General features: G+C 64.2%; 10 protein-coding genes. 8 read left to right on the top strand and 2 right to left on the bottom strand.

Going from position 1 to position 11,462, the window contains the following annotated elements; all coding sequences use genetic code 11:
• Window positions 1–169 precede the first annotated feature (169 nt).
• From ACRC0P_RS02540 to ACRC0P_RS02505, 8 genes are all read left to right on the top strand, one after another.
• Window positions 170–580, top strand: a complete 411-nt coding sequence (locus tag ACRC0P_RS02540) for a MerR family transcriptional regulator (protein ID WP_438628211.1) — start codon at window positions 170–172, stop codon at window positions 578–580.
• Window positions 581–613: 33 nt separating this feature from the next.
• Window positions 614–1,783 carry an isovaleryl-CoA dehydrogenase gene (locus ACRC0P_RS02535; RefSeq protein WP_438628210.1) on the top strand — a complete coding sequence of 390 codons (1,170 nt, stop codon included), beginning with the start codon at window positions 614–616 and terminating at the stop codon, window positions 1,781–1,783.
• 187 nt (window positions 1,784–1,970) lie between these two features.
• Window positions 1,971–3,578 (top strand): carboxyl transferase domain-containing protein, encoded by a 1,608-nt coding sequence (locus tag ACRC0P_RS02530; protein WP_438628209.1) that lies wholly within the window; start codon window positions 1,971–1,973, stop codon window positions 3,576–3,578.
• A 97-nt stretch (window positions 3,579–3,675) separates the two neighbouring features.
• Window positions 3,676–4,461, top strand: a complete 786-nt coding sequence (locus ACRC0P_RS02525; RefSeq protein ID WP_438628208.1) for an enoyl-CoA hydratase/isomerase family protein — start codon at window positions 3,676–3,678, stop codon at window positions 4,459–4,461.
• Complete coding sequence (locus tag ACRC0P_RS02520; RefSeq protein WP_438628207.1) at window positions 4,458–4,682, top strand: hypothetical protein; 225 nt, start codon at window positions 4,458–4,460, stop codon at window positions 4,680–4,682. Before ACRC0P_RS02525 ends, ACRC0P_RS02520 begins: the two co-directional genes overlap by 4 nt.
• Window positions 4,679–6,658 (top strand): acetyl/propionyl/methylcrotonyl-CoA carboxylase subunit alpha, encoded by a 1,980-nt coding sequence (locus ACRC0P_RS02515; RefSeq protein ID WP_438628206.1) that lies wholly within the window; start codon window positions 4,679–4,681, stop codon window positions 6,656–6,658. The genes ACRC0P_RS02520 and ACRC0P_RS02515 overlap by 4 nt, the downstream gene beginning before the upstream one ends.
• A 65-nt stretch (window positions 6,659–6,723) precedes the next feature.
• Complete coding sequence (locus ACRC0P_RS02510) at window positions 6,724–7,623, top strand: hydroxymethylglutaryl-CoA lyase (protein WP_438628205.1); 900 nt, start codon at window positions 6,724–6,726, stop codon at window positions 7,621–7,623.
• A gap of 169 nt (window positions 7,624–7,792) precedes the next feature.
• Window positions 7,793–9,043 (top strand): DUF945 family protein, encoded by a 1,251-nt coding sequence (locus ACRC0P_RS02505; RefSeq protein ID WP_438628204.1) that lies wholly within the window; start codon window positions 7,793–7,795, stop codon window positions 9,041–9,043.
• A 108-nt stretch (window positions 9,044–9,151) separates the two neighbouring features.
• On the opposite strand, the gene ACRC0P_RS02500 is transcribed toward ACRC0P_RS02505, so the two are convergent.
• Together ACRC0P_RS02500 and ACRC0P_RS02495 are read right to left on the bottom strand one after the other, a co-directional pair.
• Complete coding sequence (locus ACRC0P_RS02500; protein ID WP_438628202.1) at window positions 9,152–9,505, bottom strand: DUF4870 family protein; 354 nt, start codon at window positions 9,503–9,505, stop codon at window positions 9,152–9,154.
• Window positions 9,506–9,880: 375 nt separating this feature from the next.
• The gene (locus ACRC0P_RS02495) at window positions 9,881–11,236 is read right to left on the bottom strand and encodes a response regulator (protein WP_438628200.1); all 1,356 of its coding nucleotides are present in this window, start codon (window positions 11,234–11,236) and stop codon (window positions 9,881–9,883) included.
• Window positions 11,237–11,462 lie beyond the last annotated feature (226 nt).

Genomic DNA, 11,462 nt, shown 5'->3' with positions numbered 1-11,462 from the left:
GATCGACCTGAGCTACGAAGCAAATCCGATCGCGGGCATGGCCCGCTCCTACAGTCGGCAAAAAAGTAATGCGACTGGTATCCAGCCCTCGGTCAGTTTCGGCTCTTGCTTTACGTTTACGTCAACGTAACCCTTTGCTAAGCTTCGCCCGCAACCCGAGAGAGCCGCTATGAAGACCGAAACCATCGAGCCCGGCAGCTACAGCATTTCCGAGCTGGCGCAGGAGTTCGGTATCACCACCCGCGCCATCCGCTTCTACGAGGACAAGGGGTTGCTCAGTCCGGCGCGGCGCGGCCAGGCCCGCGTCTACAGCCCCGAGGATCGGGTCCGGCTGATGCTGATCCTGCGCGGCAAACGGCTGGGCTTCTCCCTGGACGAGAGCCGGGAAATTATCGATATGTACGATCCGGCTCACGGCAATGTGGAGCAGTTGCAGCGGCTGCTCCAGTCCATCGAGCAGAAGCGCGCGCAACTACAACAGCAGCTGCGCGACATCCACAGCCTGATGGGTGAACTGGATCGGGCGGAGGCGCGGGCCCGCGCCGCGCTTTCACCTGACCACCGCAAAAATCCTTCCTGAATAGAGCAACTGGCAAACCCTGTTGGAGTCGCTATGAATACCCCCTACCGCACCCTCGATTTCGGCCTCGGCGAGGAGATCGATATGCTGCGCGATATGGTCTACAAGTTCTGCCAGGCGGAGCTGGCCCCGCGCGCGGCGCAGATCGACGAGGACAACCTGTTCCCCGCGGACATGTGGAAAAAATTTGGCGAGCTGGGCCTGCTGGGGATCACCGTCGAGGAGGAGTTCGGCGGCTCCGACATGGGCTACCTGGCCCACGCCGTGGCCATGGAGGAAATCTCCCGCGCGTCCGCCTCCGTGGGCCTGTCCTACGGTGCCCACTCCAACCTGTGCGTCAACCAGATCCGCAAGAACGGCACCCGCGAGCAGAAGGAAAGATACCTGCCCAAACTCTGCTCCGGCGAACATATCGGCGCCCTGGCGATGAGCGAGCCCAACTCCGGTTCCGACGTGGTCAGCCTGCAGCTGCGCGCGGAGAAAAAAGGGGACCGCTACATCCTCAACGGCAACAAGATGTGGATCACCAACGGCCCGGATGCGCACACCTACGTGATCTACGCGCGCACCGAGCCGGGAGTGGGCTCCGGCGGTATCACCGCGTTTATCGTCGAACGGGGTTTTGCCGGTTTTTCCCAGGCACAGAAACTCGACAAGCTGGGCATGCGCGGTTCCAACACCTGCGAACTGGTGTTTGAGGACTGCGAAGTGCCGGAGGAAAACATTCTCGGCGAACTGAACGGCGGCGTACGGGTATTGATGAGCGGTCTCGACTACGAGCGCACCATCCTCTCCGGCGGCCCGGTGGGGATTATGCAGGCCTGCCTGGATGCGGTGGTGCCCTACGTCCACGAGCGCAAGCAGTTCGGCCGCGCCATCGGCGAATTCCAACTGATGCAGGGCAAGATCGCCGATATGTACGCAGACCTGAACGCCAGCCGCGCCTATCTCTATGCGGTCGCCCGCGCCTGTGACCGGAGTGAGGACTCGCGCAAGGACGCCGCCGCGGTAATCATGTTTACTGCCGAGCGCGCGACACAAATGGCCCTGCAGGCCATCCAGGCCCTGGGCGGCAACGGTTATATCAATGAATACCCCACCGGCCGCCTGCTGCGCGACGCCAAGCTGTACGAGATCGGCGCCGGCACCTCCGAGGTGCGCCGCATGCTGATCGGCCGCGAGCTGTTTAACGAAACCAGATAATTTTCGGGACTCGGGACTCGGGACTCGGGACTCGGGACTCGAAAGAGTGGCTCCCCTCTCCCGCTTGCGGGGGAGGGGTCGGGGGAGGGGGCGTCAGGCCTGCTGCCCAATTTGGAATAATCACTCTGTAGGAGCGGCGGGGCGGCCCGTCCTCGCCGCTCCTACAGAGACAAGAAAACCAGAGTTTATGAACCAGCTGCACAGCAAAATTAACCCCCGCGACCCCGCGTTCGCAGAAAACCGCGAACAGATGCAAAAGCTGGTCGCCGACCTGCGGGAAAAAGTCGAAACCATCGCCCGGGGCGGCGGGGAAAAGGCGCGGGAAAAACACCTGGCCCGCGGCAAGCTGCTGCCCCGGGATCGCATCAATGCGCTGCTGGACCCGGGCAGTCCCTTCCTCGAATTCTCGCAGCTGGCCGCCCACGAGGTCTACGGCGAGGAAGTGCCGGCCGCGGGCATTATCACCGGCATCGGCACCGTCTCCGGCCAGCCCTGCGTGATCGTCGCCAACGACGCCACGGTGAAAGGCGGCACCTACTATCCGCTCACGGTTAAAAAACATCTGCGCGCGCAGATGATCGCGGAGCAGAACAAGCTGCCCTGCATCTACCTGGTGGACTCCGGCGGCGCCAACCTGCCGCGCCAGGACGAAGTGTTCCCGGACCGCGAGCACTTCGGGCGCATCTTCTTCAACCAGGCTAACCTGTCCGCGAAAAATATTCCGCAGATCGCGGTGGTGATGGGCAGTTGCACCGCCGGCGGCGCCTATGTGCCGGCGATGGCGGACGAGTCGATCATGGTGAAAGAGCAGGCGACGATTTTCCTCGCCGGCCCGCCGCTGGTGAAAGCGGCCACCGGTGAGGAGGTCTCCGCGGAGGAACTGGGCGGGGCAGAGGTGCACTGTCGCACTTCCGGGGTGGCGGACCACTACGCCAACAACGACGTGCACGCGCTGGAACTGGCGCGGCGCTCGGTGAGCCGGCTGAATCGCATTAAGAATCCGCAACTGGATATCCGCCCCCCGGTGGAACCCGCCTATCCGGCCGGGGAACTCTACGGCGTGGTGCCGAAGGACTCCCGCCAGCCCTACGATGTGCGCGAAATTATCGCGCGGGTGGTGGACGGCTCCGAGTTCGACGAGTTCAAGGCCCTCTACGGCACCACCCTGGTGACCGGCTTCGCACGTATTCACGGCTACCCGGTGGGTATCGTCGCCAACAACGGCATCCTGTTTTCCGAGAGCGCGCAAAAAGGTGCGCACTTTATCGAGCTGTGCGCCCAACGGCAGATTCCGCTGGTATTCCTGCAGAACATCACCGGCTTTATGGTGGGCAAGCAGTACGAGGCCGGCGGCATCGCCAAGCACGGCGCCAAGATGGTGACCGCGGTGGCCACGGCAAAAGTGCCCAAGCTCACCGTGCTGATCGGCGGCTCCTTCGGCGCCGGCAACTACGGCATGTGCGGTCGCGCCTACGATCCCAACTTCCTGTTTATGTGGCCCAACGCGCGCATCTCGGTAATGGGCGGCGAACAGGCCGCCGGTGTGCTGGCGCAGGTAAAAAGAGACCAGATGGCCGCCCGCGGCGAATCCTGGAGCGACGAGGAGGAAAAGGCTTTCCGGCAGCCGATCGTCGAAGACTACGAACACCAGGGGCATCCCTACTACGCCTCCGCGCGGCTGTGGGACGACGGCGTGATCGACCCTGCGGATACCCGGCGGGTGCTGGGCCTGTGCCTCGCCGCGGCGAGCTACAAAGAGCCGGAAGAAACCAAGTTCGGTGTATTCCGCATGTAAACTGTCCGGGACCGCGGAGCTCCAGCTCCGCAACGGGCCGCAGGCCCGCTCCTGCAAAACACAGAAAAAAACGGCGCCGAAGACTAAGGAATTGAATATGAGCGACAAGCTGCTGACCGAAATCGATGATCGGGGTATCGCCACCGTCACCCTCAACCGCCCGGAGCTGCACAACGCCTTCGACGATGAACTGATCCGGGAACTGGGCGAGACTTTCGACCGGCTTTCGCAAAATCCCTCTATTCGCGCCCTGGTGCTGGCGGCGAACGGCAAAAGCTTCTCCGCTGGCGGCGACCTGAACTGGATGAAGCGCATGGCGGACTATTCCGAAGAGGAAAACCGCCGCGACGCCGCCACCCTGGCCGCGATGCTGCATAAACTGGACACCTTTCCCGCGCCCACCATCGCGCGGATACAGGGCGCCGCTTTCGGCGGCGGCGTGGGCCTGGTGAGCTGTTGCGATATTGCCGTGGCGAGCGAGCGCGCCGGTTTCTGCCTGTCCGAGGTGAAAATCGGCCTGCTGCCGGCCACTATCAGTCCCTACGTGATCAACGCCATCGGCACCCGCCAGGCGCGGCGCTACTTCGTCACCGCGGAACGCTTTTCCGCCGAACGCGCGCGGGAGATCGGCCTGGTGTCGGAAGTCTGCGCCGAGGATGAGCTGGACTCCACCGTGCAAAATCTCACGGACGCCATTGCATGCAACGGCCCCCGCGCAGTGGCCATGGCCAAGCAACTGGCGATGTCCATGTCCAACCGGGTGATCAACGAGGAACTGCAGGGGCAGACCAGCGCGCTGATTGCCGCGGTGCGGGTTTCCCCGGAGGGACAGGAAGGGCTCGGCGCGTTTCTCGAAAAGCGTGCGCCCAAGTGGCAGCAATGAATAACTCAACAGACACTGGTCAAGCTAAAAAAGAAGCGGCTCTTTGTAGGATGGGCAAAGCGCAGCGTGCCCATCAGAACCTGGAAAATGGGCACGGGCCCGCCATGGACAGTGCGAATGCAGAAAACGCATGGAGCAGTTTTCTGCCTACGCTTTGCCCGTTCTGCGAGCTTCCACCGCGCTCGATTTCAGCACCATTCAATCTTGTACTGATTTTATGATTCGCAAACTACTGATAGCCAACCGCGGCGAAATCGCCTGCCGCATTATCAAAACCGCCCGCCGCCTCGGCGTTGCCACCGTGGCGGTTTATTCCGATGCGGACGCCGACGCACTGCACGTGCAACTGGCGGACGAGGCGGTGCGCCTGGGGCCGGCGCCGGCGAAAGAGTCCTACCTGGATATTTCCAAAGTCCTGGACGCGGCGACGCAGACCGGCGCCGATGCCGTTCACCCGGGCTACGGTTTTCTGTCGGAAAACGCCGAATTTTGCCGCGCTTGCCACAGTGCCGGAATCGTCTTCGTGGGCCCCCCCGCCGGCGCCATCGAGGCCATGGGGTCCAAGTCCGCGGCCAAGCGGATTATGGAGGACGCGGGAGTGCCCCTGGTGCCCGGTTACCACGGCACCAACCAGGACCCGGGTATTCTCGAGGGCTACGCCCAGCGTATCGGCTACCCGGTACTGCTGAAGGCGGCTGCCGGCGGTGGCGGCAAAGGCATGCGCCGGGTGGATCGGGTGGAGGATTTCTACGCAGCGCTGGAGGCCGCCAAGCGAGAGGCGCAAAACGCCTTCGGCGACGACCTGATGCTGCTGGAGCGCTACGTGGTGAATCCCCGCCACGTGGAGATCCAGGTGTTCTGCGACCAGAAGGGCGGCGGCATCTACCTGTTCGAGCGCGACTGCTCGGTGCAGCGCCGCCACCAGAAAGTGGTGGAGGAAGCGCCGGCGCCCGGCATGACCGAAGAGCTGCGCGCGCGCATGGGCGAGGCGGCACTGCGCGCGGCCCAGGCTATTGGTTACGTGGGGGCGGGCACGGTGGAATTCCTGCTGGACGCCCGCGGCGCGTTCTACTTTATGGAAATGAACACCCGTTTGCAGGTGGAGCACCCGGTCACCGAAATGATCACCGGCCAGGACCTGGTGGCCTGGCAACTGGCGGTGGCCGCCGGCGAACCCCTGCCGCTGGAGCAGGAGGACCTGCATATCCTCGGCCATGCGATGGAAGTGCGCATCTACGCCGAAGACCCGGACAACGATTTCCTGCCCGCCACCGGCAAACTGGTCCGCCACCGGCCGCCGAAGGAATCCGAGTCGGTTCGGGTGGACACCGGCGTGCAGAGCGGCGACGAAATCGGCGTGCACTACGATCCGATGATCGCCAAGCTGATCTGCTACGGACGCAGCCGCCGCGAGGCGCTGGCGAAACTCGACCGCGCGCTGCAGGAATACCAGATCGCCGGTGTGCGCCACAATATCGAATTCCTGCGCCGGGTGATCAACCACCGGGAATTTGCCGGCGGCCGGGTGTCCACGCATTTTATCGAGGACTTCGAGGCGGAGATCCTGCACCAGGAGCACCAACTGACGCCGCAGAGTTGCGCCGCCATCGCCGCCTGCCTGAGCGACTGGGAGAGCCGCGACCTGCGCGCCGCCGCGCCGAGGGCGGATGAACACTCCCCCTGGCACGGCGGCGACAACTGGCGCTGCAACCTGGCCAGTGCGCGCAGCCACAATATCGAGTACCGCGGTCAGCAGGTGCAGCTCAGCCTCCGTCACAGCGGCGAGCAGCTGCATTGGCAGTGCGGAGATATGCAGGGGGCAATCCGCGCGCTTCCCGGCCGGGAAATCGCGCTGGTGGACGGGCGCCGGATGAACTATTCCTGCGTGCAGACGCGGGGTGGCGGCTCGGTTTTTATCGATGGCACCCAGGTGGAATTCAGCCTGCTGCCACCGGATCTGGGCGAGGGCGACGGCCGCGCCCAGGGCCTGGACGCACCCATGAACGGCACTATCGTCACCCTGCTGGTGGAGCCGGGCGCGCAGGTGGAAAAAGACCAGCCGCTGCTGGTGCTGGAAGCTATGAAAATGGAGCACACACTGCGCGCCCCGGCCGCCGGCACCGTGCGGGAGTTTTTCTGCGCCGAGGGCGAGCTGGTGGATGGCGGAAGTCTGCTGATTGACTTCGCGGAGGAATAGCGACGCCCCGGATTGGCCGCCGTGGGGCGCACCCTACCTTCGCAACGAAAAGAGATACTGCAAATATGAATCTCCCGAATAAGGTAAAAATGGTGGAAGTGGGTCCCCGCGACGGCCTGCAGAACGAAAAGCGGGAAATTTCCATCGACACCCGCATCGCACTGATCGACAAACTCAGCGACAGCGGACTGCAGTTTATCGAGGCGGGCAGTTTCGTCAGCCCCAAGTGGGTGCCGCAGATGGCCGCCAGCGAGGAGGTGCTGGCCGGCATCCGCCGCGCCGCCGGTGTCTGCTACAGCGCGCTGACCCCCAATCTGAAGGGTTACGAGCGCGCCCTGGAGGCAAAGGCGGACGAGGTGGCTGTATTCGGTGCCGCCTCGGAAACCTTCACGCAGAAAAACATCAACTGTTCTATTGCCGAGAGCCTGGAGCGCTTCCGCCCACTGCTGGATCGCGCAAAGGCGGACGGCATTCCGGTGCGCGGCTACGTGTCCTGTGTGCTCGGCTGTCCCTACGAGGGGGAAATCGACCCGGCGAAGGTCGCGGAGGTCAGCCTGGCGCTGTACGAAATGGGCTGCTACGAGATCTCCCTCGGCGACACCATCGGCGTGGGCACGCCGGAGGCGGCCAGGCGCATGATCGAAACCGTCGCCGCGCGGCTGCCGCTGGAAAAGCTCGCGGTGCATTTCCACGATACCTACGGCCAGGCCCTGGCGAATATCTACGCTGTGCTGCAGCTGGGGGTGGCGGTGGTGGATTCCGCGGTGGCCGGCCTCGGCGGCTGCCCCTATGCCAAAGGCGCCTCCGGCAATGTGGCCAGCGAGGATGTGCTGTACCTGCTGAACGGCTTGGGGATAGAGACCGGGGTGGACCTGCGCCGGTTGGCGGAAGCCGGCAACTTCATCTCCGCCGAACTGGGCCGCGAGAGCAATTCCCGCGTGGCAAAGGCCCTCGCCGCAGTGTAGGAGCGGGCCATGCCCGCGATCGTGCTACCCGGGCACACCTGGGTTCCGATCGCGGGCATGGCGGATGGCCGCCCCTACCGGGTACCTGCCAATTCTTTATGCCGATTACCGTCACCACCTCCCCCGGAATTTGCTAACATCGACGGAAATTTCCAATTTCGATGCCCCCATGAAGTTACTGCGCACTGTTTTGATTTCCCTTTCCGTCCTGCTGATCGCCACTGCCCTGGCGGCGCCCGGAGTTATCGGGCCCAAGGTGGAGGAGGTGTGGAAACAGCAACTCGGGCGATTGCGCGGCGGTGAGGCGGGGGCCTATCAGCGCGGCTGGTTCGGTGCCGAGACCAGCACCGACCTGGCGACGGAGGAGGGCAACACCCGGCTGCACAGCGAGATACAGCACGGTCCGGTGCTGTTTACCGCCCGCGGGCCGCGCATCGGCCTGGTGTACAGTGAGACCCGCCTGGCCGTGGAGCAGCTGGCGCCGGCGCTGCGCGAGCAGCTGGAGCAGTTTTACGGCCGCCTGGACCACAGTCCGCTGGTACTCGAATCCCTGGTGGGAACGGACAACCGCGTGGTGAATTACCTGCGGCTGGAACCCTTTACCCGCAGCGACAGCGGCGGCGAGCTGGTATTCGAGGGCGCGGAGCTGCGGGTGGAAAGTGACTACAGCGGATCGCTGTTGACCGGTGTGCTGGAACTCGGGGTGGTTCGCCACTCGAGCGGCGGGCGAGAGAACTTCCACCTGGAGCCGGCCCGCGCCGACATTCTCTACACGCCGGGGGGGGCCGGAGAAGCGACCGCCACCCTGCCGCTGCTGCGCACCGAATCGGATTCCGGGCCGCTGGAATTGCGGGATATTTCCCTGCAACTGGATATGCAGCCGGTGTCAGCGGGGGTAATTAAACTGACCTCCACGCTGCAGGTACCCCAGGTTCAGTCGGCCACGCCGGTGACGTCGCTGCAGCAGCAACTGACCCTGCCACATATTTCCTGGGCCGATTTGGGCCACTACTTGAAAGCGCTGGCCACCCCTGCGGCGAAGCGCGACTGGCAGCGGGTATTGGACAGGCCCCTGAAACTGCAACAGCAGCTGTCTGTGGAGTCCGCCAATGGCCCGACGCTGCTGGATGCGGATATCGACTGGCGCGGCCAGCGCTCCGGCTCGCGGGCGGTGGACAGCGGCGGGGACCCGTGGTGGCTGCGCCCGCTCACCTGCACCCTGACCTTCAGCGCCGCGGAGCAGGCGCTGATGCAATCGCCGCTGATCGGCCAGGCCACGGTGCTGCGCCAGTACGGGCTGTTGCTGGAAAACAACGGGGAATTGCAGATGCACCTGCAGGTGGAGCGGGGGCGGCTGGAGGTAAATGGCCAGGAATTGCCGCCGGACCTCTTCCTGCTGGCGCTCACAGGAAAATTCTAAGCGGGGTTCCTATAGTAGGGTGCGCCGTGCGCACCATTCAGCCAGTGCCGGGGCGGCTTCACTTTCACTCGGTGCGCGTGGCGCACCCTACAAATTTGGATTGCCGCGTCAGTAGGCCGGGCGGTTGTCCGCCAGAACCAGCCAGCCGCGGACCACCCGGTAAACCGCCCACAGCCAGGCGATACCGAGGATCAGGAAACCCAGGCCCAGAAGCCACCAGGTCGCCGAGCCGATTACCGTCCACAGCAGCCAAAACCAGAAGGTGCGTATCTGCCAGCGGAAGTGAGACTCCGCCAGGGTGCCGCGCACGTCGCCGCGCTTGGCGTAGTTGACGATGACACCGATAAAGAAGGGCACTGCGGTGAACAGGCTGATGGCCTGGATCAGGTAGACCAGGGTGGCGAAGTCGCGGCCCGACTGCTCGCGGGACTCGTCGGTGCCGATGGGAAACTGTTGGGGCATGGTTGTTCTCGTTTAATAATGCTCGGATCCTAGTGTCCTGTATGGAACTAAATAGTGATACCAGAGCCCCCCAGATTGTCCACAGTTAGGCGCAGCTCGCAGGGAATGGTCATTCCATTTTCAAGAGCTGCAACGCGGCTGTGGGCCCTCTCTACCAGGTGAAGAGGGGGGGGGCTCCCTCCGGGCGGGTCGCTAAGCAGCCATCTGCGGCGTTGCACTTGCTTGACGTAGAACAACTACGCCGTCGCAAGTGCGCCTTGCATCTGGCCGCTTAGCGGCCCGCTGATATCCGTATTTAGTACCTTACACCACACTAGCATGCGGGCCGGTGTTGCAATTGCAAGTTACCTCTGGTCCTCCGGTCCCCGATTTCTGTCATTTTAGCGCCCACTCGCTGCAGACATTTTTCTCCCGCCAGGCTTTGAGCTGCTGTATCGATGTGCGCATCAGGTTGAGGACTTCGGTGCGCTGGTGGCGGCAGTATTCCCGCTCGCCGTCCACCGAGAGGCGCGCCACCAGCGCGCGCAGGCGCGCGGCGGCGGCTTCCAGGCCGAGCTCCTCGGCGCTCGCGGCGATGGCCAGGGCGTGCTGCTTGGCATCGAGCCAGTGGCGCCCGGTGAGCGCTCTGGTGAGCGCGGTGGTTTTCTTGGGCAGGGTGGCGATGCGCTCGCCGAGCAGTTCGGCAAACGGCAGATGGCCGAGGGTGTCCCGCTGCCGGCACAAAGTGTCGGTATTGAGCAGGCGCGTGGCGCGGGTGCGGCGCTCGCCGGCGGGGCGTTCCCGCCTGTGCCGGGCGGCCCAGGCGAGCAGCTGTTGCAGCCGGGGTTCCGCCACCGGTCTCGGCAGCACGCCGTTGAAGCCTTGATCCCGGTATCGCTCCCGGTCGCCGCGGCGCAGGTTCGCCACCAGGCCGAAGACCGGCAGCCCGCTCTCGGCGCCGCGACGAATCCTGCGCGCCGTTTCCACGCCGTCCATCAGCGGCAGGGTGCTGTCCAGCAATACCAGGTCGAACTTGTCGCGCAGTGCCGCATCTGCGCCGTCGACGCCGTTGTCGTACTGTTGTACCCGGTGGCCGCGCTCCTCCAGGGTGGGGCGCAGGGAGTCGTGGCTGCCGCTCTCCACCAGCAGGATCGACAGGCTGTCCGCGGTCTGTTCCGCCGGCATTTTCAGCTCCACCGTCTCCATCTGCCGCATTTCCTCCAGGGATTCCAGGGCCGTCTGGGCCTGCCGGCGGGCCGTGTCCACCATCCGCGCGGTTTCGCCGTCGGTGTTCTGGGCCAGCAGGTTCAGGGTGCCGAGCAGGGTGTCCAGGGGTTGGCGCAGGCGGTGGCCGGTAATGGCGAGCAGGTCGGCTTTCTCCTGGCGCAGTTTTTCCTGGCTTTCGCGGGCCTCGCCAAGTTCCCGCTCGCGCGCGGCCAGTTCGCGCCCCTTGGACTGCAACTGGCGGTAGAGCCCGGCGTTGCCGGATTGCAGTTCCGCCGCGCGGGCCTCGCCGCTGAACACGGCCTCGCGCAGGCGCAGTCGGAGCAGGAGGGCGATCACCGCAAACACGACGACTGTGAGACCCAGGCCCAGGGGCCAGAGTATGGAGATTTGCGTGTGCAGAGGCGGAATCGACAGCGGGGCGGCAATGGCAGCGGCGGGCAAAAGAGCAGCGACGGGCGCGAGACGGGCGGCGCGCGCACGGCAATAGGTAAAGGCACCCCTGTGGGTACGAATGGCCTTTTTCATCCTTGTAACCACTTGATGTCTATGCGGGTTGAATTCCAGAACCCGAGAATTGTGTATTTGTCGCTATCCCCTTCCAGTCGTGGGTTGCTTTGATACTGCAAACGGCCGGAGCACTCAAGCTGAATTTGCGCGCGAAACCGGGTTTTTATGGTACGTAAGTACTAACTATTGACTTGCGCGCGAGGGTACCTCTGGCTGCGAGCGGTTACCATTCGGGCCAGTTCAG

The organism is Microbulbifer sp. (assembly GCF_051659245.1).
Taxonomy (GTDB): Bacteria; Pseudomonadota; Gammaproteobacteria; order Pseudomonadales; family Cellvibrionaceae; genus Microbulbifer.
This window is presented reverse-complemented; position numbering and strand designations above follow the sequence as displayed.

Excerpts from the sequence above, each read along its gene's own strand:
- ACRC0P_RS02540 (WP_438628211.1), top strand. The coding sequence starts at position 170 with ATGAAGACCGAAACCATCGAGCCCGGCAGCTACAGCATTTCCGAGCTG.
- ACRC0P_RS02535 (WP_438628210.1), top strand. The coding sequence starts at position 614 with ATGAATACCCCCTACCGCACCCTCGATTTCGGCCTCGGCGAGGAGATC.
- ACRC0P_RS02530 (WP_438628209.1), top strand. The coding sequence starts at position 1,971 with ATGAACCAGCTGCACAGCAAAATTAACCCCCGCGACCCCGCGTTCGCA.
- ACRC0P_RS02525 (WP_438628208.1), top strand. The coding sequence starts at position 3,676 with ATGAGCGACAAGCTGCTGACCGAAATCGATGATCGGGGTATCGCCACC.
- ACRC0P_RS02520 (WP_438628207.1), top strand. The coding sequence starts at position 4,458 with ATGAATAACTCAACAGACACTGGTCAAGCTAAAAAAGAAGCGGCTCTT.
- ACRC0P_RS02515 (WP_438628206.1), top strand. The coding sequence starts at position 4,679 with ATGATTCGCAAACTACTGATAGCCAACCGCGGCGAAATCGCCTGCCGC.
- ACRC0P_RS02510 (WP_438628205.1), top strand. The coding sequence starts at position 6,724 with ATGAATCTCCCGAATAAGGTAAAAATGGTGGAAGTGGGTCCCCGCGAC.
- ACRC0P_RS02505 (WP_438628204.1), top strand. The coding sequence starts at position 7,793 with ATGAAGTTACTGCGCACTGTTTTGATTTCCCTTTCCGTCCTGCTGATC.
- ACRC0P_RS02500 (WP_438628202.1), bottom strand. The coding sequence starts at position 9,505 with ATGCCCCAACAGTTTCCCATCGGCACCGACGAGTCCCGCGAGCAGTCG.
- ACRC0P_RS02495 (WP_438628200.1), bottom strand. The coding sequence starts at position 11,236 with ATGAAAAAGGCCATTCGTACCCACAGGGGTGCCTTTACCTATTGCCGT.